Annotated in this window: 20 protein-coding genes; 2 read left to right on the top strand and 18 right to left on the bottom strand. The window is 58.5% G+C overall.

Translation table 11 applies throughout. The features are described from left to right. Positions 1-35: 35 nt before the first annotated feature. The 16 genes from tatC to ACX80D_RS04325 all read right to left on the bottom strand — a co-directional run bounded on the left by tatC (position 36) and on the right by ACX80D_RS04325 (position 16516). Positions 36-836, bottom strand: coding sequence for a twin-arginine translocase subunit TatC (gene tatC, locus ACX80D_RS04400; RefSeq protein ID WP_459321538.1), 801 nt, complete (start codon positions 834-836; stop codon positions 36-38). A gap of 59 nt (positions 837-895) precedes the next feature. Then, complete coding sequence (tatA, locus tag ACX80D_RS04395) at positions 896-1216, bottom strand: Sec-independent protein translocase subunit TatA (RefSeq protein ID WP_459321418.1); 321 nt, start codon at positions 1214-1216, stop codon at positions 896-898. Between the two features lie 21 nt (positions 1217-1237). After that, entirely contained in the window at positions 1238-1609 is a 372-nt protein-coding gene (locus ACX80D_RS04390; RefSeq protein ID WP_459321417.1) for a hypothetical protein, read from the bottom strand. Between the two features lie 9 nt (positions 1610-1618). Continuing rightward, complete coding sequence (locus tag ACX80D_RS04385; RefSeq protein ID WP_459321416.1) at positions 1619-3793, bottom strand: helix-turn-helix transcriptional regulator; 2175 nt, start codon at positions 3791-3793, stop codon at positions 1619-1621. Positions 3794-3943: 150 nt separating this feature from the next. Continuing rightward, on the bottom strand, positions 3944-4339 hold the full coding sequence (locus tag ACX80D_RS04380) for an FKBP-type peptidyl-prolyl cis-trans isomerase (protein WP_363840610.1): 396 nt from the start codon (positions 4337-4339) through the stop codon (positions 3944-3946). Positions 4340-4362: 23 nt separating this feature from the next. Continuing rightward, entirely contained in the window at positions 4363-5346 is a 984-nt protein-coding gene (locus tag ACX80D_RS04375; RefSeq protein ID WP_459321415.1) for an FKBP-type peptidyl-prolyl cis-trans isomerase, read from the bottom strand. A 179-nt stretch (positions 5347-5525) separates the two neighbouring features. Further along, the gene (gene pafA / locus ACX80D_RS04370; protein WP_459321414.1) at positions 5526-6896 is read right to left on the bottom strand and encodes a Pup--protein ligase; all 1371 of its coding nucleotides are present in this window, start codon (positions 6894-6896) and stop codon (positions 5526-5528) included. Positions 6897-6970: 74 nt separating this feature from the next. Then, on the bottom strand, positions 6971-7798 hold the full coding sequence (prcA, locus tag ACX80D_RS04365) for a proteasome subunit alpha (protein ID WP_459321413.1): 828 nt from the start codon (positions 7796-7798) through the stop codon (positions 6971-6973). Position 7799: 1 nt separating this feature from the next. Next, complete coding sequence (prcB, locus tag ACX80D_RS04360) at positions 7800-8639, bottom strand: proteasome subunit beta (protein WP_459321412.1); 840 nt, start codon at positions 8637-8639, stop codon at positions 7800-7802. 5 nt (positions 8640-8644) lie between these two features. Beyond that, positions 8645-8851 carry a ubiquitin-like protein Pup gene (locus tag ACX80D_RS04355; RefSeq protein WP_459321411.1) on the bottom strand — a complete coding sequence of 69 codons (207 nt, stop codon included), beginning with the start codon at positions 8849-8851 and terminating at the stop codon, positions 8645-8647. A 182-nt stretch (positions 8852-9033) separates the two neighbouring features. After that, a complete protein-coding gene (locus ACX80D_RS04350; protein WP_459321410.1) occupies positions 9034-9834 on the bottom strand; it encodes a hypothetical protein in 801 nt (266 codons plus the stop codon). 71 nt (positions 9835-9905) lie between these two features. Next, positions 9906-11492: a depupylase/deamidase Dop gene (gene dop / locus ACX80D_RS04345; RefSeq protein WP_459321537.1), complete on the bottom strand. Its 1587-nt coding sequence runs from the start codon at positions 11490-11492 to the stop codon at positions 9906-9908. Between the two features lie 14 nt (positions 11493-11506). After that, positions 11507-13306 carry a proteasome ATPase gene (arc, locus tag ACX80D_RS04340; protein ID WP_459321409.1) on the bottom strand — a complete coding sequence of 600 codons (1800 nt, stop codon included), beginning with the start codon at positions 13304-13306 and terminating at the stop codon, positions 11507-11509. A 66-nt stretch (positions 13307-13372) separates the two neighbouring features. Further along, positions 13373-14440, bottom strand: a complete 1068-nt coding sequence (locus ACX80D_RS04335) for a tRNA (adenine-N1)-methyltransferase (protein ID WP_459321408.1) — start codon at positions 14438-14440, stop codon at positions 13373-13375. Positions 14441-14621: 181 nt separating this feature from the next. Beyond that, positions 14622-15782, bottom strand: a complete 1161-nt coding sequence (locus tag ACX80D_RS04330; RefSeq protein ID WP_459321407.1) for a site-2 protease family protein — start codon at positions 15780-15782, stop codon at positions 14622-14624. After that, positions 15779-16516, bottom strand: a complete 738-nt coding sequence (locus tag ACX80D_RS04325) for an HAD family hydrolase (protein WP_459321406.1) — start codon at positions 16514-16516, stop codon at positions 15779-15781. Before ACX80D_RS04325 ends, ACX80D_RS04330 begins: the two co-directional genes overlap by 4 nt. A 95-nt stretch (positions 16517-16611) precedes the next feature. Between ACX80D_RS04325 and ACX80D_RS04320 the strand changes: the two genes are divergently transcribed. Further along, on the top strand, positions 16612-17502 hold the full coding sequence (locus ACX80D_RS04320; RefSeq protein ID WP_459321405.1) for a PAC2 family protein: 891 nt from the start codon (positions 16612-16614) through the stop codon (positions 17500-17502). Between the two features lie 65 nt (positions 17503-17567). On the opposite strand, the gene mshC is transcribed toward ACX80D_RS04320, so the two are convergent. After that, positions 17568-18857: a cysteine--1-D-myo-inosityl 2-amino-2-deoxy-alpha-D-glucopyranoside ligase gene (gene mshC, locus ACX80D_RS04315; RefSeq protein ID WP_459321404.1), complete on the bottom strand. Its 1290-nt coding sequence runs from the start codon at positions 18855-18857 to the stop codon at positions 17568-17570. A gap of 218 nt (positions 18858-19075) precedes the next feature. After that, entirely contained in the window at positions 19076-19912 is an 837-nt protein-coding gene (locus tag ACX80D_RS04310) for an undecaprenyl-diphosphate phosphatase (RefSeq protein ID WP_459321403.1), read from the bottom strand. A 92-nt stretch (positions 19913-20004) separates the two neighbouring features. On the opposite strand from ACX80D_RS04310, the gene ACX80D_RS04305 reads away from it, so the two are divergent. After that, complete coding sequence (locus tag ACX80D_RS04305) at positions 20005-20940, top strand: aldo/keto reductase (RefSeq protein ID WP_459321402.1); 936 nt, start codon at positions 20005-20007, stop codon at positions 20938-20940. Positions 20941-20962 lie beyond the last annotated feature (22 nt).

Genomic DNA, 20962 nt, shown 5'->3' with positions numbered 1-20962 from the left:
AGTACAAGCCTACGTCAGCGGAGCTGGCTCACAGGTCAGAGTATTTCCAGATCCGTTGAGGGTGTCGCCACATCCGCGTTCGCTTCAGATTCAACAACCTTCTTAGCTTCCTTGCGGTCCCTGCGTTTGTCATTGAGTATGCACAACCCAATGGCACCGAAGTACAGCACCAAAAGTGGTGCTGCCAGGAAGAACATGCTCATAACGTCCGAGCCAGGGGCGGCCATCGCCGAGACGATGGTGACACCCAAAATAGTGAAACGCCATGCTTTCAGGTAGGTCCGTCCCCGCACCATGCCGATGGCGTTGAGCGCAAAGAGCAGTACCGGCACCAAGAAGGCAACGCCCATGAAGAGCATCAGCTGCAGGGCAAACTGCAGGTAGTCGATCGCCTTCATCAAGTTGGCGCTCTCGGTATCAACGGGAGTGAAGGACGTCAGTGCCTTGACAATGTTTGGCCAGATGGTCCAGCCAGCGAAGATACCTGCCAAAAACAGTGGCACAGAGGCAAACATATAGGACAGCGTGTAACGGCGTTCCTTCTTCGTCAGACCCGGGGTGATGAACGCCCACAGCTGATAGATCCATACCGGGGAGGCAATGATCAATCCGAGGATCAATGAGATCTGAATTTTCAGGTCAAAGGACGTTGTTACACCCTCAAAGTTCAGCGAGGCAACAATGTTTCGGCTCTCGCTGATGTCTCGCAGTGGCTGCGTAATGGCATACATCAGGGGATCGTAGAGAATCCAGCCAAGGATCACGCCCGGGATCATAGCCAAGGCGCTCTTGAAGAGGCGATTTCGCGCTTCAATCAAGTGCGCCTTGAGCGGCATATTGCCTTCTGGGTTGGCCTTACGACCCTTTGCGGCACCCACCGGCTTAGTGTCCGTTTCTATGACTGAGCGCCGGTACCGGTTCCGGTACCTTCGCCCGTAGTGTTGCCCTGGGCCGGATTGTTAACGATCTTGCCCTCGAAGGGGGCTTCAGGAGCCGCAGTAGCAGTCGGTGCCTGAGGCGCAGCAGAGGCTGTCGGGGCAGGGGAAGCCTTCTCGTCCTTGCCGTCGTTCTTCATTTCCTTGACCTCGGACTTGATGATCCGCATGGACTGGCCCAGGCTGCGAGCCATGCCCGGCAGTTTGGGGGCTGCGAACAGCAAAAGTACAACGATGATAATGATGGTGATAGCCCAAGGGCTCTCAAAAAGTCTTCCCACGGTAAAGCCTTTCCTTTTGGTTCATCCTACGTCTTGTAAAGCTTCGATGTCGCGCAAGGATTGGAGCTGTCCGCGTTCTTTCCTGCGGGCGACGCGCCGTTGGAGGCGGGCGAAACGCCGATCCTCTTTAGCAGCTAAGTAATCATGCTTCATTTCCTCGGGCGTTGCAAAAACCGCAGCGCCCGGAACTACATTACGCGGTTCTGTGACGTGTTGCACTTTGGCCCGCTCCAGGCTCGTGCCCCAGTAGGCAGTGCGTTCGGCCGAGACATCATTGAAGGTGCGCATCACCGCCATGGCGCCACGCCACAGCTTGAAGCCCAATAAGACAACGAAAAGTAGGGACAGCGCTGCAAGCGCTATCCAAATAAGAATCCAAGACCACCAAGGCATGTGATGAGTCTATCGGCCCACGCTGGGAATAACCCTGACCGTTTCGCCGTCAGCGTCATAGCTGGCGGCCGATTCGCTCAGCCACATAGCCACTTGTTGGCGGACCTGTTCCGGAGCCGCAACGCGTGCGTGACCTCCCAGCCGCGCCATGAGCGGGGCCAATGTGGAGGGGTCCCCAACTAGCAGCTGCAAACCCACCATGCCGCCACCCAGATCAAAGAGCTGAGCGTTGTAGGCCGGCGCCAATCTTCTGGCAGTGGTGGAATCGGCAATGATCTGGACTTGCTGATCCCCACTGCCGGGACTGTAAACACTGCCGCCAGGCTGCCAGTCAACTGAGGTGACTGGCGCGTGGACCTGAGTGCCGGCGTCGCTCATTTCTTGAATGCGGTCCACCCGAAAACTGCGCAGCCCCTCCACTTTGCGACACCATGCCCGCAGATACCAAGTGGCGTCGAGGGAGAATAACCGCAGCGGCTCCACAATGCGTTCGCTGACCTCATCACGGTGGCGCACCAAATAGGTGATGGAGCAGGCGCGGCCTTGCTGGATGGCGTTTTGCAAGGCGGCAACATTGTCCATCTCCTTGCCCGAAACCAAGTGAAGTCCGACGGCGTCCGCTAGCCAGGCATCCTGACCCGCCACCGTGGTGAGTGAGGTAATTGCCTGCTCCAGCGCGGGTGCCCGGCCGGGTGCGGGAATGGTGGCCAGTGCCTGTAGCCCGATCAACACTGAGCAGGCTTCTTCTTGGGTCAGGCGCAGCGGACTGGCCAGCGTTTCTGCATCCCTGATGAAGACCTGTCCAGCTTCGGTGGAGACGTCCATGAGGTCCCCCGGGAAGTACCCAGGAAGTCCAGTCAGGCTGAGCGTGTCACGATCCTTCTCCCACTGTTTGGCACTGATACCAAACTCGGCCATCACCTCGGCTTCTTCTACTCCGGGGTTCGTCACTAGGTAAGGCACCATGGATAAGAGCCGGACCAGCCGCTCACGTGAATCCGGCTTGCGCGAGTTATTCAGTGCTAGGGGCTTGGACCAGGTCAAAGCCTCGGGCACAGCATTGAGTTCATCGTGGGCGTAGGCGTCTGCGCCGGGGTCCGCTTCGGCGTGGAGCCCTGCCACAGCGGCGGCCCTGTGCAACCGGCCAGCCACGGCGTCTCTTAGTTCAGCGGGCTCCACAACGAACGCCTGGGCACCCATGGCAGCAACGTCGTCGGCCATGAGTTCCGGGGAACGGTAGGCGGCGGTCAGCACCTCCCAGCCGTCTTTGTGCCAAGGAATATCGGCGCTTTCCGTGTTTGGGGCTGACGTCTCGTCGCCGTCTAGCTCTCGGACGTCTGGCTCCGGGGATTGTAGATCTGGGGCTTGGCCCATAGTCTCCGTGCGCAGCCAGTGGGCCGAGCCAGTTGGAACGCCAATATGCGCTTTGTGTTCGGTCCCCGTGCCCAGCCTGCTCAGAACTGTACTGATGCGGAAATTAGCGGGACGATCAAAGCGCTCCTTGGTGTGGACCAATACCTCCGAAGTGATCCGGGAAAGGCGGAAATTACGCTCTGCCTTCTTCTCTAGGTCATACGCTGCCAAATACCATTGTCCGTATTTACTGCCGAGCCCCCACGGCTGAACCGTCCGAGTAGCGGCTTGGCCGGTAGCGGACTTGCGGTAGTCGAAGAAGACGGTTTGGTGGTTGCGTAGGGCATCCCATAAGGGTTCAAAGGCAGGCTCGGCGGTTCGGATGCGTGACTGTGAGGTGGTGTCATCTTCATACCAGCCGGTGCCAGTGCGGGCCGCAATCTTGCGCAACGCCGATTGGGCCGATGCCCCGAGCGATGCTCCCGCCCACAGGTTCGCCGCGATGGATAAAAGCGTCATGGCTGATTCATCCAGCCGAACTTCCGGGACCCGGTAGTCTTCGGGGCGGATGCGGTATAGCACCTGCTCCTGGGCATCGTTGCCGGCCACCTCGGATTGCTTCAAGGGAATGCCGAGCTCCAACAGGATCTTTTTGTCGCGTTCGAACATGCGCTCAAAGGAGACCTGAGCCTTGTCGTCATCGGAAGCAGCATCGCTGGCATAGCCGTTGATATTGTTCCGGATATGACTCTTGCTGTATCCGCGCCGGGTCCCCAGAAGGGCGATCACCAGGTTCAACAGACGTTCTGTGGCATCAATTTTTGTGGACACCTTGTCAGCGTACTAGGTGGCGTGACGCTTTCAGGGTAGGAGTGCGTCCACGTTACGAGGAAATGCCGCCCCTTGACGCAAATGCCACGGTGTGAACTATGGCAGATGCGTCAATGGACGGCATTTCTTGCGCCTGAGCGCGAGTGGGAACTAGCGAACTGCTACCAGGTCAACCACGAAGATCAAAGCCTCGTTGGGGCCAATGGCTCCACCGGCGCCGCGCGAGCCATAGGCCAGCTCCGAGGGGATTTCCAGGCGACGACGGCCACCAACCTTCATGCCCAGCAAACCCTGATCCCAGCCCTGAATGACCTGGCCAATGCCAGCCTTGAAGTCCAGCGGTGCTCCACGGCCCCAGGAGGAATCGAATTCTTCACCGGTCGAGAAGGCGACGCCTACGTAGTGGGTTGAGACGGTGCTGCCGCGCACTACTTCGGTGCCGGTGCCCTCGATCAGGTCCTCAATCACCAGTTCGGTGGGGACTTCGTGGGCCGGGAAATCAATTTCCGGCTTGGTGCGGTCTAACTTGCGATCTCCGAAAGACATGCTTCTCCTTGGTGTTGTTGGTGTTACTTAATACCTAGGATATCAACGACAAAGACAAGATCTCCCTTAGCCTTGCCCTGACCGGCTTCACCGTAGGCTAGATCAGCTGGGATTTGGAGCAGAACACGCGAGCCGACGTTCTTGCCTTCTAGGCCTTGGGTCCAGCCCGGGATTACTCCTTGCAAGGAGAACGTAGCGGGCTGCCCGCTGTCGTAGCTGGAATCAAATTTTTCCCCACCCACTAGGTTCACACCGACGTAGTTGGCAACGATGCTATCGGTAGCCTTCACAACTGCACCCTTACCCTTGATCAGATCTTGGGCAATGAGTTCTTTGGAAGCTTTGGTGTCACCAATAGTGATCTGCGGGATTCCCTTGTCATCATCCTTGACAGTGGGAAGGCCTGCTGGCGGTGTCACCGTTTCGCCTTCAGGAGCGGATAGAGGAGCGACTACTGGGGGTACCTCGGCAGCGGAAACAACTTGGAAAACACTCAGCCCAGCAGGCTGTGCAGGCTGCGCCGGGGCTTCGGCGGTGCCTTCAGTGGCTGGCGTGCCGGCTAGCCCATACGCAATGTAGGAGCCAATTTTAGAACTGGCAAAAGTGGTGTAAACCAGCGGGAACTGGTCCCTAAAGGAATCATTGAGGACGATCGTTCCACCGTTGTCTTTGCTAAATGATTCATCTAGGACCTCGCCGGTCTCAGCGTTGAGGGCTACTTCGCGGAATTCAACAACCTGTCCAGCTTTCACCTGCGCTCCGGTGCCAGGTGTCAGGAGCCGCATGGACTCGGCCGTGATAGCCAAGGGCTTGTCAAAAGTTACTGTGGGGGCCTTTCCTTCACCTTGATCCGCAGCCTTCACCGAGGCGAGTGCCTCGGCGTTGGCGGGCGGTACGGAGACTGTAGAACTGGCCGAAGCATCAGGTGAGGAAGCATCTGTAGCCTCTTGGGCACACGCTGTCGTAACAAGCAGAAGGGGAAGGAGCAGGGCAAGAAGTCGTCGCACAAATACACTTTCGATGGCTGGGTTATGAAGGTCAGGTGCCGCGGAGAAAAACTACGCCCGCGGAGAATTGCTCATAAGTTTTCGGGTCAGTGTGCATCACGCAAGTCAATCCTGTGATCGGAAACACGACCGAATTTAGCTTATCCGTTGAAGCTGAATGAATGCTGGCCATTCGGTGCCTATTCGCTTTGCAACGACGCAATCAATTCATCAACGCGCTCGTCCACACTCTTGAACGGATCCTTGCACAGGATGGTCTGGTGGGATCTGTCATTGAGCTTCAGATGCACCCAGTCAACGGTGTAGTCGCGCCCAGATTCCCGGGCAGCGTTGACAAATTGCCCACGCAGGTGAGCCCGAGTAGTGGCCGGAGCCGTGTCGACTGCCGCGACAATCTCGCCTTCAGTCACCAATTTCGCCGCCGCCCCTCGGCGTTCGAGCATGTTGAACAGGCCGCGCTGGGGGTCAATGTCGTGATAGCGCAGGTCCAGCTGACCCACCTGAGCCGAGCCCCACGGCAGATTGTGCCTGTCCGCATAGGAACCTAGAAGTTTGGCTTTGATGGCCCAATCAATTTCCGTGTCAATGCTTGAGTAGTTCTGAGATTCGATGGCATCAAGTGTCCGTTCCCACAAATCAAGGATGCGTGGAACCAAGTTGTTGTGGGCACCGTGAGAGCGGACAAAGCCACTGACCTTTTCTAGATAATGCCGTTGTATATCCAAAGCCGTCATGGTTCGGCCGTCGGCCATCTTCAACGGATGGGAGCCGGTGAGGTCATGGGAGATTTCGCGGATGCTACGAATGGGGTTTTCAAGGCGCATATCGGTCATGATGGTGCCAGCCTCCACCATGCGCAATATCAAATCCATGCTTCCCACCTTCAACATGCTGGTGGTTTCGGACATATTCGAGTCGCCCACAATGACGTGCAGACGGCGGTACAGTTCTGCATCGGCGTGCGGCTCGTCGCGGGTGTTAATGATGGGACGCGAACGGGTGGTGGCCGAGGAGACGCCCTCCCAAATATGGTCAGCACGCTGGGAGAAGGCAAACTTTCCGCCCTGTTGGGCGGACAAGACTCTGCCGGCGCCGGCGATTAGCTGCCGTGTCACCAGGAAGGGAATGAGGATGTCCGCAAGGCGGTTAAATTCACCTCTGCGAGTGATCAGATAATTCTCATGGCTGCCATAGGAATTGCCCGCGGAATCAATGTTGTTCTTGAACAGGAAAATCTTCCCGTTGTAGCCATCCTGTGCCAGCTTGATCTGAGCTTCCTGCACTAAATCGTGCAGAATCAATTCACCGGCTCGGTCCTGGGAAATCAATTGGGCGATGCCGTCACACTCTGCCGTGGCGTACTCAGGGTGAGAACCTACGTCTAAGTAGAGTCGTGAGCCGTTGGGCAAGAAGACATTCGACGAACGGCCCCAGCTGACCACCTTCCGGAAGAGGTAACGTGCTACCTCTTCCGGGGAAAGGGGCCGGGACCCGGGCGCAGAGTAAGTAACGCCAAATTCGGTTTCGATGCCAAATATCCGCCGGTCCAACGTCTCGGGTCTCCTTCAAAATTGATGTAGTCACATAGCTGGGTGATGCTCTTGGGGCTGAGGAAAGGGCTAGCTTAAAGCTGAGGCAACTGGCCGCTGGCTAAGTGCGCTGCCACTTCTGTATCGTCTAGGCGCCGGAAAGCACGGTGAGATCCACGCACCCGCGAGGCATTGCGCTCCAAAACAGCAACTTCCAGATTCGCCGCCTCGAGGGGTAAAAATTCCCGGCCGTCGCCGGGAGTGGTGGCACTTGCGGTGCCGGATGTGGCGGCTACTCCACCTGTGCCAGCCGCGCCACTTGTGCCAGCGGTGGCAACGGTACTCGCGGCTCGGCGGGGAAACTCCAACGCATCGACCGCCCAGCGCAGCGCCGAGCCCAAATCTGCTCCTGGTTTCCAGAGCTTCTCTAGAGCTGACTGCACTGTGTCCGCCTTACCGCCCATGGCCAAGAATCCTGTTTCGTCGGCAATGGAGCCATCAAAGTTCAAGCGGAAGATGTGATCCTCTGATTCATTTGCGCCCACTTCTGCCACAGCCAGTTCAACTTCGAACGGTTTTTGTTCGGCGGTAAAGACTGTGCCCAAACTTTGGGCGTACACACTTGCCAGTCCGCGGGCAGTCACATCAACTCGGTCGTAGGAGTATCCGCGTACGTCAGCGTAGCGAATCCCCGCCTGGCGCAGGCTCTCAAATTCGTTGTATTTTCCCACCGCAGCAAAGGCGATGCGATCATAAATCTCACCAATTTTGTGCAGAGTGGCTGATGGGTTCTCAGCCACCAGGGCCATGCCGTCACGGTAACTGAGCACCACCACGGACTTGCCACGGGCAATGCCCTTGCGAGCAAAATCAGCCCGATCCTTCATGACTTGTTCCGGGGAAACGTAGAATTGCTGGCTCATCTCAGGCCTCCCTTCGTTCAGCGGTTCGACGCGTCAAGATCTCTGCCACGACGGCAGCCAGCGCTTCCTGTGGAACTCGGGCTGCGCCGTCGTGCGTCACGGTGTAAACAACGGGCCACAGCTGCCTCATCACATCCGGACCACCGGTGGCAGAATCATCGTCGGCGGCGTCGATGAGGGCCTCAACGGCCACCGTCACTGCTTCATCGCCAGAGAGTTCCGGATGCCACAGTTTCTTCAGGGCGCCGCGTGCAAAAACGGACCCAGAGCCGACACTGTGGTGTTCAAGTTCCTCATACCGTCCGCCAGTGACGTCGTAGGAGAACAGCCGTCCGGCCGCTTCGCCCCGTTCAATCCCAGCGAAGAGTGGCACAACAGAAAGTCCTTGCATCGCCATCGGCAAATTGGCCCGGACCATGGCCCCGAGCCGATTCGCCTTGCCTTCGAGGCTGAGCCGGGTGCCTTCAATCTTCTCGTAGTGCTCCAGCTCGACTTGGAAAAGCCGCACCATGTCGATGGCAATTCCAGCAGTCCCGGCAATACCCAAGACTGAGTATTTGTCCGCCGGGAAGACCTTTTCAATCCGTCTGCTAGCGATCATCGACCCCATCGTGGCCCGGCGATCACCCGCCATGAGCACTCCCCCGCTAAACGTCAGCGCAACAATGGTGGTGCCATGCGGGGCGCTAGGCATACCACTGGAAGGGAGCTCACGTCCAAAGGGCAGGAGCCCTGGATTGCTTCGGCTCACATGATCCAAGAACGACGACGAGGAGCCGTCACCATCCAGCGCTGGAAATCCCTGCGGCCCATTGTGACCGCCGTGCCGGGAGCCGTCCATGGGACTTACTGTCCGCCCTTTTGGACGAAGCCACGCACGAATTCCTCAGCGTTGACTTCCAAGACACCGTCAATCTCATCCAGCAGGTCATCGACACCGGAGGTGGCTGCTTGGGCGGCTGCCGAATCCGGGGTGGGCGACGGCGCGGGTAATTCATCGACGTGCTCTTCCTCGGTGCGCGAGGAGACGTTTTTTTGTTCCTGAGAAGCCATGATGAATCCTTCTTTACTGATGACACTTACGACACCGACGCCACAATCCTTTGTCAAAATGTCTTGTTCGGTACTTGCTCCCATACTGCCACGGACCCGCTGACTTTGTGTGCAGTCAGCGGGTCCGTGCGTCTAGACAGTAATTTATGACATCAGTTCAAGAGAGAGCTTCAAAGAATGTACTAGGAAGCAGCCAAGACTGTATCTACCAAGGTTGCCAGTTCGGCGGCAGTCGCCTCGTCAGCTCCGCCGCCCATCTTGACGACCGAGACCAGGAGACCGCCCTGCAGCGCTTCCACCGTAACGGTGGTGTTGGTGCCGGTGGGTAGTTCTTGGGTGATCAGGGTTCCGTTTTCCTGGTCGGCGGACGTGTCTACCTTGACCGGCTTCATAGTGGTTTTAATGGACTGACCGGCAATTTCCATGGTGAACGTGGAGCAGGCTCCGCTGTCGCTACCAACACGGTCCATGGTAGCGGCGAGAACCTGAGGCTTGGCGGAGAGGACGGTGACTGCCGTCACTTCTCCGACGGCTACATCTCCCATCCACGTACCGGCTGCGTAGACGCTGCCCTCAGGAAGTTCCGCGTTGGAGTTCGCGAACGCCTTGCATTCTTCGGGCGTGATGGTGACCGAATCCATGCTGGATTTTGCAAGGTCCTGACTTTGTTTCAAATCTGCGGCCGGGATCAGCGTGATCGCGTTACCTTTGGCATCCTTGAGGCCTTCCAGGATTGCTGTAAGTTCGGCTGCCGTGTAGTCCTTGGATGAGGCCGCCTTAGTCTCCTTAGCCTTCTCGGTGGTGGCCGCCGTGGTTTGCGCAGCGGCGCTCGGCTCTGCAGAGGCAGCAACGGTCTGCTCGGTAGAAGCGTCCGGAGTTGCCGCGCCGCTGCAGGATGTCAACGCCAAAAGTGCTGCTGCTGCGACTGAGATAAAGACCGACGGACGTGTGTTCTTGGATGCGGTTCGGAATGAAAAAGTCATACTATCCCCCATATTTATAATCGAATGACTAATTCTATCCGGTTCTTTTCGGTGCGAGCTAGTCCGAGCGGCTAGTGTCCGGCGGCTAAGAGGGTTCGCAGAAAGTCCTGTAACTCACGGTGATTCTCGAACAGCTCACGGGTCAGTAATTCGGTCCCCCGGAGAGGCTCCTTGGTGGACACCCGTTGCAGCCTTCGCAGCTCAGGTACTTCAAAGATGACCGAATCCCAACTGGCTCCCACTACATGCCGCCCAAAAGCCTGAATGCAGCGGCCGCGGAAGTAGGCTCTGGTGTCTGTTGGTGGCGCCAGCACGGCAGCAGCAATGGACTCATCACTAACTAACCGCTCGATCCGCCCATGTTGCAGCAACTTGTAGTAGAGACCCTTCTCAGGGCGAATGTCAGACCATTGCAGGTCGATCAGCCCCAGGCGGGGATCATCCCAGGAGATATTGTCACGGTTGCGGTATTGCTGGAGCAGGTTTAGCTTCGCTACCCATTCCAGTTGTCCTGCCAGAGACATGGGATCCTCGCCCAGAGCTGTCAGTACTTCTTCCCATTTGTTCAAGACCTGGGCGGTGTGGCCATCGCCGGTGTCCGGGTGGCTTGAACCATTAGCAAGGCAATGGGCACGGGCCGCGTCCAGGTACTGCCATTGCACATCCAACGCGCTGATCAGGCTGCCATCGATAAGTTGGTGCTTTTCCTTGAGCTCCCAGTCGTGACTAATAGCGCGCAAGGTTGCGACAGGATCGGCAAATTCCAGGTGCGGCGCCGAGCCGTGTTCAATCATGTCCAACACCATGGCCGTGGTGCCAAATTTGAGAAAGTTAGAGACTTGGCACAAGTTCGCGTCGCCAATGATGACGTGCAAGCGCCGGTACTTCTCAGCCGTGGCGTGTGGTTCATCGCGGGTGTTGATGATGGGGCGCCGAATGGTAGTTTCGAGCCCAACTTCCGCCTCAAAGAAATCAGATCGCTGGGTGATTTGGAAACCTAGACCCGAACCGTCTTGACCCAAGCCAACACGGCCGGCTCCGCACATGATGGCGCGGGTGACAAAGAACGGGGTCAGCCCGGCAACAATGTCCTTGAATGGGACGCTGCGGGGCATCAGATAGTTCTCGTGGCTGCCGTAGGAGACTGACTTGTTGTCTGTGTTGTTTTTATACAGGTTGATGGCGGGTACGCCCGCAGTAGCCGCAATCCTCCGCACAGCCGCCAATGCCACCAGGTCGCCAGCGGCATCCCAGCGTACGGCGTCCAGCGGATTGGTGACCTCCGGTGAAGAGTATTCTGGATGGGCATGATCCACGTAAAGACGTGCCCCGTTACCTAACACCATGTTCATCATCAGCGGTCCCGAGTTCTCACCAACTTCCCCGACCTCGCCACCTTCCAACGCAATCTGGGCTGCTGTCAGTTCAGGTTCCGAATCTGTCAGCTGGCTAAGATCCGCAGCGGAGCGAGGCATCGACCAGCCACGGGCATCCGCCAGGGGATCCTCGTCAGTGTAATCCCAACGAGTTTCTCCGCCCGCTGAGGCCCTGTCCTTGGTTTCCTTTGAATACGCGTGCACCACTTGAGTGGAGAGCCAGGTGGCGTTGAATTCTTGGACGCCCGGAGCATGGATGCCATATTCCGTCTCGGCCCCCATGACCCTGATGGCACTCACAGGTACTGCCCCGTGTTCGGCAAGGTTTCCAAGGTCCGTCCCGGTACTTGGCCTTCTTTACTCTGCACGATGGTGCGGATGTAGGTGATCCGTTCGCCCTTCTTACCGGAGATCCGGGCCCAGTCATCGGGGTTGGTGGTGTTGGGCATATCTTCGTGTTCACGGAACTCGTCCACCACTGCACGCAGCATGTGTTCGATCCGAATACCCTTCTCACCACTGGTGAGCAGGTCCTTGATGGCGTACTTTTTAGCGCGGTCAACCACGTTTTGGATGACAGCACCGGAGTTAAAGTCCTTGAAGTACAGCATCTCGGTGTCACCGTTGGCATAGGTCACCTCAAGAAACTCATTGCCCTTGTCCGTGGCATACATGGCCTCAACAGTGCGCTGAATCATGGCGTCCACGGTTTCTTGCAAGCTGCCGTGGTTCGCTGCAACGTCATCTGCGTGGAACGGCAGTGCTGTGGTGACATATTTGGTAAAAATATCCGCCGCTGATTCAGCGTCGGGGCGCAGAATTTTGACCTTGACGTCAAGCCGACCGGGCCGCAGGATGGCTGGGTCAATCATGTCTTCACGGTTGGAGGCGCCGATGACAATCACGTTATCGAGACGTTCGACGCCGTCAATCTCGCTGAGCAGCTGCGGCACAATAGTGGTCTCCACATCCGAGGACACACCCGTGCCACGCGTGCGGAAGAGAGAGTCCATCTCGTCAAAGAACACCACCACGGCGCTGCCGTCGGAGGCTTTTTCGCGCGCCCGGCTGAAGATGAGACGGATTTGGCGCTCGGTCTCGCCTACATACTTATCCAGGAGTTCCGGGCCCTTGATGTTCAAAAAATAGCTTTTTTGATCCTTGACCCCGGAGCGTTCGGCGGCTCGTTGTGCCAAGGAGTTTGCTACGGCTTTGGCGATGAGCGTTTTGCCACAGCCGGGAGGGCCGTACAGCAGAATTCCCTTAGGTGCTTTCAGTCCGTGCTCGCGGTACAGGTCAGGATGCAGGAACGGCAGTTCAACGGCGTCACGGATCTGCTCGATCTGTGAGGCCAGGCCACCAATGTCTGAGTAGGAGATGTCTGGGACTTCTTCTAGGATCAAGTTTTCCACTTCTGAGCGCGGAATCTTCTCCATGGCGTAGCCCGTGCGTCCGTCCATGGTGAGTGCATCGCCCACCTTGACGACGCCACCTTGCAGTGCTCCGGCGAGTCGGAGCACCCGTTCCTCATCAGCCCGGCCCACCACCATGGCACGGTCCGTACCCAGGAGTTCCTTGACCGTGACCAGCTCGCCAACATCGGGCAGACCCAGCGCGGCAATCACGGTGTAGGCCTCGTTGAGCAACACCTCCTGCCCCACTGAGAGATCATTCATGCGTAGCAAAGGGCTCAGTGAAACCCGCATTTTGCGACCTGATGCATACACATCCAGGTTCTCTTTGCTCACCGCATTGCTTGCACCTGTCGTGGCCGAGGCCCGGTTCAGGGACACAATAGTGCCGAAGCTGTAGGGCGGTTCTCCGTCATTTTCTAGGGCGCTGCGGAGCTTGAGGATCTCAGTCTTAGCTGTTTCCAGCACCGCTACTAACTTGGTGTTGTTCGCTGTCGCCGATGCCAGCTGACGGTCCAAGTTTCGGGCCTTGTCACGGAGGACGTTGAGCTGGCGTTCCAGTACTGCCTGCTGGCCAGGGCCAATGGAATAGCTGGCATCGAGGGAGCCAGGCGCGGGCGTTGCCGCGCCTGGCGTGCTGCCGTCCTCGGGAAGTCCCGGGGTGGAGTGCGTTGAGTCGTTCATGACCTTGTATCCTTCCGCGGTGTATGCCGCCGCAGCCGTGACGATGCGGTACTGCCGATCTTAGTGCTACTGCTCGCCGAAGCCGTCTTGGCGCGTTTCGGTTTCCTCAGACTGCTCTTGGTTCCGCTTGGTTTGCACGGTTGAAGAGGCATCACGGGCGGCGCGGCGCAGTTTCTTATCTGAGACCGACCGCTCCCCCACGGCTGCTGGTGTCCACGCATCGAGGTCTTCTTGGGCAAAATCAGTTTTCGACGCGCGGCGCTTGGGTGTCATGCCTGTGACACCATCAGCGAGACGGCGGGTCACCATCAAGAATCCAGTGTGGGCCACCATGCGGTGGTCCGGGCGCACTGCCAGACCTTCGAGGTGCCAGCCGCGAACCATGGACTCCCAAGCGTCGGGCTCGGTGAAGCGGCCGTCAGCACGGATGGCCTCGGCGGTGCGGGAGAGCTGGGTCACGGTGGCAACGTAGTTGATCCACACCCCGCCCGGGGCAAGAACCGTGGCTACGGCGTCGAGGCACTCCCACGGTGCCAACATATCCAAGACAACACGGTCAACGCTGCCGGGAGCTTCCTGCTCCACAACCTGGTCTTGGAAGTCGCCCAAGGAGATCTTCCATGCCGGGTGCGGGCCACCGAAGATGGTCTCGACGTTGCCGCGGGCAATATCGGCAAATTCTTGACGGCGCTCAAAGGAGTGCAGGTAACCGTTGTCCCCTACGGCACGAAGCAAGGAGATGGACAGGGCTCCGGAGCCCACGCCCGCTTCGACAACGCGGGCGCCGGGGAAAATATCACCCATGGTGATGATCTGCCCGGCATCCTTCGGGTACACCACGGCGGCACCGCGGGGCATCGACAGCACGAAGTCCGAGAGCAATGGGCGCAGTGCCTGGTACTGCTGGCCAACGTTGCTTTCGACCATGGAGCCTTCGGGCTGACCAATCAAAAGGTCATGATTCAAGAAGCCTTTGTGTGTATGGTAGGCCGTTCCAGGGGTCAAGGTGATGGTGTTCATACGGCCACGCTCATCCGTCAGCTGCACGCGTTCGCCGGAGCGGAACGGGCCACGCCGTGATGCTGCACCGTGAGGCTGCTGGCCGGTTTCTGGCGTTGTTTCGTCTTGCTTCATCGGGTGGTTCCTCACATTTGGTGCTTAAAGGTCAGCGGTTACGGCCCGGTAAAGGGGCCTTAGTCAGAGTGGAAAGCTAAGAAATTGAAAAACTGTGGTGGCAGTTGTGGTGCCGGTGGTGCCGCCTGATGCTGTGCCTGTTCTGGCAATGCAATCTCACACGGACATCCTCACGCAGGCATCAGCTGACTGGCTTGCCGGTCATGGCTGCCACAACCTTCGCCTGACTGAGCAGGCCAGTGACTTTACCGTCAAGGTTTATAACAGCGTATTCGGTGTCCGGTAACTGAGCCAGATAGGACACCAGCTCCACACCGGCTGCAACATCGGGAACATAGGCTCCCCGGGACAGGGTTCGAGCCACAGCACTGGCTGGTGTCATCAGCGCGGCCTGCGGAGGCACATGGGCCAATGCATACTCGTCAACAACAGCTGTGGGGCGGCCGTCCTGGCCGAACAACACAATGGGTTCCTGCGGGAACTGGCCCCTCAGCGTCCACAGCTGAGCCACGGTGCATTCGATCGACGCGCTGACGGCCGGAGTTGCCAAGATTCCCGCGCTGACAGCTGGTAGCCGCAGGCGCATACTGGCTCCCTTGATGGAGGCTGAGGCGCCCATCCACAAGAAGCCCGCCAGCAAGATGATGATGAACGTTGTGGTCAGATCCGGCTGCTGGCCTTGCAAAAACGGCACTGCGAGCATCACGGCAACTATGGCCACAGCAATTACCCGCCCGGCCCAGCCCGCGGCCACGGTACCTTTCTCCTGGCTGCCAGTGGATTTCCAGACAATGGATTCCACCAGGCGGCCCCCGTCGAGCGGCAGACCCGGCAGAATGTTGAAGGCGCCGATCAAAAGATTGGCCCAAATGAAGATGTTGCTCAGCAGCACTACGATCGCGCTCAGGAGGGACGTGGATTCGGGCAGTAATGCCGCCACCAGCCATCCCAGGCCTGCCAGCACAAAGTTGGCCACAGGCCCTGCGAAGGCAACCACGAGGGCTTTTCCAGGAGTTGCCTTGCCAAAGTCAAACTCTGTGTGCCCGCCCCAGAGGTTAAGCACAATTTTGTGAGTGGCCCAACCGTAGAGCTTGGCCGCAACGGCGTGCGCCAGCTCGTGGATGAGCACGGAAAATAACAGCAGCAGAGCATAGGCAAAAGCAACACCGTAGGCCCGCCAGCCGAGACCGGAAAAGTTTCTTTCCAGTTGCGGACCAAAGATCATGACAGTGATCGCCGCGATCAAGAACCAAGAGTTAGCCAGAATAATCGGCGTTCCCCCGATCGATCCCAGAACTAACCCTTCTCGCTTTTCCTTCACACCATTAGTTGAGCCGCTCACAAAGCAGCCCCTGCGGAACGTGCGTGAGAAGCTACAACCAGCCGGACGTCGTCGTACGTCTTACCAGCAAGTGTGTCCCATGTGGTGCGACGTGCATCCTCGCCCAAGGGCACAGCGTTGGGAATGGCGATGGTGGCCATCCCTGAGGCGATGGCCGAAGCCACACCCGGAACCGAGTCTTCCAAAGCTGCACAGTTAAACAGCGTGAGCTCGGGATCGCCCACTCGTAATTGCTCCACTGCCGCTAGGTATGGTTCTGGATGCGGCTTGCCATGGGTGACTTCATCACCGGTGACCAAAAATTCAAAGAAGTTCTGATCGAGCGCGTCGACAACTTCCTGCGCCATGTGCCGTTCGCTCATGGTCACCAGCGCACAACGAATTCCCTTGGCGTGCAGATCTGCCAGCAGTTCCCGGGCACCAGGGCGCCAAGGAACTAGCTTACGAATTCGGGCCACCACACTATTTGAGAGGTAATCGATGATCTCCCTGACAGTGAGGTCCACTCCGGCGCGCTGCAGAACCGCGGCCGTGCTGTCCAGTGCATTGCCTACCAGCTGGTGGGCCTTCTCCTCATCCCACTGCCCGCCATGAGCCTGAACCAAGGCAATCTCAGCGGCGATCCAATACGGTTCGGTGTCCACCAAGGTGCCGTCCATGTCCCAGAGGACTGCTTTAAGCGGATGGTCTGGGGATGAGTCAAGGCGAGCGGCAGCAGAAGTGGGTGAAAGCATGCCCTTAGTCTACGTGGCGGCAGAGGTGGAACTGTTTTCCACAGCCGCGCGTGGTGGGTGGTGCCGCAAACCCCTTGGCGCCGTAGGCTGGGGCTGTGAGCAGATTCAATGACGGGGAAGTCGAACAGCCGGAAGCATTCTTAGAAGCGGCCGCTGGCGAGGAGCGGTTAACTGTGCTGTTAGCCGCTTTTGAAGGGTGGAACGACGCCGGCGAGGCAGCCAGTGACGCCCTTAAATACTTGCATCAGCTCTGGGATGCCAAACGCGTCGCGGTGATTGAACCCGATGAATACTACGATTTCCAGTTCACCCGCCCCGAGGTCCGGCTTACCTCCTCGGGCGGTCACAAGATCAAATGGCCGGTCACCAAGATCGCCAAGGCTTCCATTCCGGAGACCAATATTGACGTAATCCTGGTGCATGGAATTGAACCGTCGTACCGATGGCGCGCCTACACGGCTGAGCTACTGGCCAAGGCGGCCGAACTCAACGTCAATTATGTGGTGCTGGTTGGCGCCCTGCTGGCCGATGTCCCCCACTCACGGCCCATTCCTGTCACAGCAACGTGCGACGACGATGAGCTCGCCACTCGCCTGAAGCTGGAACCCTCACAATACGAAGGACCCATTGGCATTGTGGGAGTACTCAATGAAGTTGCGCTGTTGGCGGGCCTGCCAACAGTCTCACTCTGGGCAGCCGTACCCCACTACGTAGCTCAGGCGCCTTCCCCCAAAGCCGAGCTGGCGTTGCTGAACAAGATCGAGGACTTCTTGAAGGTTTCCTTGCCCACCACCGACTTAGCCGAGGACGCCCATGCTTGGGAGCGTGGTGTCAACGAACTGGCCTCTCAGGATGCCGAGATCGCAACGTACGTCCAACAGCTAGAACAAGCCAAAGACACAGCAGAATTGCCCGAAGCGACGGGTGAATCGATTGCCCAAGAGTTTGAGCGTTACCTGCGCCGTCGCGGCAATGAGCAACCCTAAGCGCGCTTAGGGTTGCTCATTGGGCGTTGTGGCGCTTGTTGATGTGTGGCTAGCTGGTGTGTGGCTTAGAGCTCCACACCGAGGAGGGCTTCAAGCGCATCCGAAACCAAGGCGGCATCTCGCTCTGACGCGAGGCTCGCATCGCTGGCCGTGGAGAGTTGCGCCCACGCGTCGACGGCGGCCAAGGCACGGGGTGCATCCAAATCCTGAGACAGGGCAGCACGCAGTTCGCTCAACAACGCCATGCCAGAGCCTTCGGCAGCTCGTGGCGCAGCTTTACGCCAACGCTCCAACCGGTCCTGCGCCGATTCCAGCAGTTCCTGAGTCCAGAACCAGTCGCTGCGGTAGTGGTGGGCCAGGATCGCCAAGCGGATTGCGGCCGGATCGACACCTTCTGCACGCAATTTTGAAACGAGCACCAAGTTGCCCAAAGACTTGCTCATCTTTTCACCGTCCAGACCAACCATGGCCGTGTGAACGTAGTGAGAAGCCATCGGAGTGTGGCTCAGCGCATAAGCGTGACCGGCGCCCATCTCGTGATGCGGGAAGACCAGGTCACTGCCGCCGCCTTGCACGGTGAAGGGCTTGGGCAAGAATCGCTGGGCGATCACAGTACATTCAATGTGCCACCCGGGGCGTCCGGCGCCCAAGGAGGCACCGTCCCAAGAGGGCTCACCGTCGCGGGCGACCCGCCACAGCAGGGCATCGAGCGGGTGGCGCTTACCCGGGCGGGCAGGATCCCCGCCACGCTCAGCAAACACGGGCAGCATCTCATCCTGGCTGAGGCCGGAGACCTGACCCAGCCACCATGCAACGTCCGGTCCTGGAACCTTTTCGACAGCCGAGGCGGCCTCAACGGAGAAGTAAATATCGCCGTCGGGCGCTCCATCACTTCCCTCAACGGGGTAGGCAACACCTGCCGCGATTAGCTTCTCAATCTCGGGCACAATCCACTCAATGGCTTCGACGGCGCCAATGTAGTGATCTGGAGCGAGAACGTTCAGGGCCTCCATGTCGGCGTGGAACAGCGCTGTCTGGGAGGCTGCGAGCTCACGCCAGTCAACACCGTCACGGGTGGCACGTTCTAGGAGGGGATCATCAATATCGGTGACGTTCTGCACGTAGTTGACGGTGCGATCCGCATCGAGCCATGCCCGGTTGAGCAGATCGAAGGAAACGTACGTGGCGGCATGACCCATGTGGGTTGCGTCGTAGGGGGTGATGCCGCAGACGTACATGCTGGCCGGGCCAGTCTCCGGCAAAAGCTCGACTCGATTTCGAGTCGTTTCATGCAGTGCAAGGGCAGGCATGCGGCCGGGGAGCTGGGGCAGGGAGTGGGACTTCCAAGTTTTCACAGGGTCTAGCCTAACCGCCGAGGGACCCAAAGCGAGCGAAGCGAGCATTTGGGAGGCGGATAGGCGCTAACCGCCGAGGGACCCAAAGCGAGCGAAGCGAGCATTTGAGAGGCGGATTAGGCGCTAACCGCCGAGGGACCCAAAGCGAGCGAAGCGAGCATTTGGGAGGCGGATAGCTGCGGGCGGAAGACTCGTGGAGCACCGCCCTTAGGGGGCCTTTAGGGGGTAATGACGTTGGTTCCGAGCAGAATAAAGAGCAGCAGTCCCAAGCCAATGCGGTACCAAACGAACGGGCGGAAGCTTTTGGTGGAAATGTATTTGAGGAACCAACCGATAATGAGATATCCCACAACGAACGCAATCACTGTGGCGAGGATTGTTTCCCCCACACCGAAGGGTCCAGCTGCGCCTTCGTGCTTGCCAACGATTTTATACAGCTCATAGAAACCGCTACCGAAGACGGCGGGGATGGCCAGTAAGAAAGCGTATCGAGCTGCAGCTTCACGGGTGTAACCCATGAGTAGCCCAGCGGTGATGGTGCCGCCGGAACGCGAGACTCCGGGGATCAGGGCCAAGGCTTGGGCGAAGCCGTAAAGGATGCCGTGCTTGTAGCTCAGGTCCTTAAGTTCGCGTTTCTGGCTCGCCACATGGTCTGCCACGGCGAGTATGAGTCCGAAGACTACGAGAGTGGTTGCTACGAGCCACAGGTTCCGGAGGGTGGATTCGATGTGGTGCTGGAACAGCACGCCCAGCAGTGCAATGGGCAAGCTGCCAATGATGACCAACCAACCCATGCGGACATCAGGATCTGTGCGAGGTACTCGCCCTCGCAGCGAGCCCCACCACGCTTTGATGATGCGCACAATATCGCGCCAGAAGTACAAGAGCACGGCAGTTTCGGTACCCAGTTGACTGACAGCCGTAAAGGCCGCCCCGGGGTCAGCCCCAGAGGGGAGGAATTTACCGACGACAAAGAGATGGGCACTTGAAGAAATCGGGAGGAATTCAGTCAGGCCCTGGACAAGGCCTAAGAAGGCAGCTTCAAACCAGTTCACGAGTTTCAGCCTAAAGCATGGGCACCGCCTCGCCATCCACATGCGGCAGTGTCGGGCGAAACACACAGACAATTCCCCGTAAGCTTGCAGCCATGGAACAACGATTCATGGGCACCAGCGGACTGCGAGTTTCTGCTTTGACCTTGGGCACAATGACCTGGGGAAATGAGACAAGCGCCGAGACTGCGCGGGCGCAATTGCGGGATTTTGTGGATGCCGGCGGCACCACTCTTGATACTGCTGTCAGTTATGTGGAGGGGCGCAGTGAAGCGATCCTCGGTGAACTGCTCGGAGATGTGATTCCTCGCAGTGATGTGGTGTTGGTCTCAAAAGCGGGGGTCAGTCACCGAAACGACAGACGAATGGTGGATACATCACGGCGTGCCATGCTTGCCGGGCTTGATGCCTCCTTGGCGCGCTTAGACACGGACCATCTCGATTTATGGCTAACCCACGTCTGGGATGAGAATGTGCCATTGGATGAGACGCTCAGCGCCCTGGAGTATGCGGTCAGCAGCGGACGGGTCCGTTATGCCGGAGTCTCCAATTACAACGGCTGGCAGCTTGCACGGGCTGCGACCCTCAGCGAGACGCCTCTGGTGGCCAATCAAGTGGAGTACTCCTTGTTGGCTCGCGAGGCCGAGCGCGAAGTGGTCCCCGCCGCCGAGCACATGGGTGCGAGCCTGCTGTGTTGGGCTCCGTTGGGCCGCGGTGTCCTCACGGGAAAGTATCGCGGACATATCCCGGGTGACTCACGGGCAGCCAGCACCACCATGAGCCCATACGTGGAAAAGTACTTGGAAGGCCGCCCGGCCCGGATCACCGAGGCGTTGGTGACGGCAGCCAAGGGGTTGGGGCGAACGCCCCTCGACGTGGCTTTGGGTTGGCTGCTTGAGCATCATTCTGTGGCCTCGGCCGTGGTTGGACCACGCACGCAGGAACAGTTGCAGGAAATCCTTACGTCCTCGTTGGAACCGTTGCCGGAGCAAATTGTGACCGTGCTGGACGAGGTTTCGCAGCTATCGTGAGTGCTAGTTACCCTTGGGCGTA

The organism is Arthrobacter sp. Sr24 (assembly GCF_054511175.1).
Note: the sequence above shows the minus strand (reverse complement) of the source record. Positions and strands in the feature narration are given on the sequence as shown.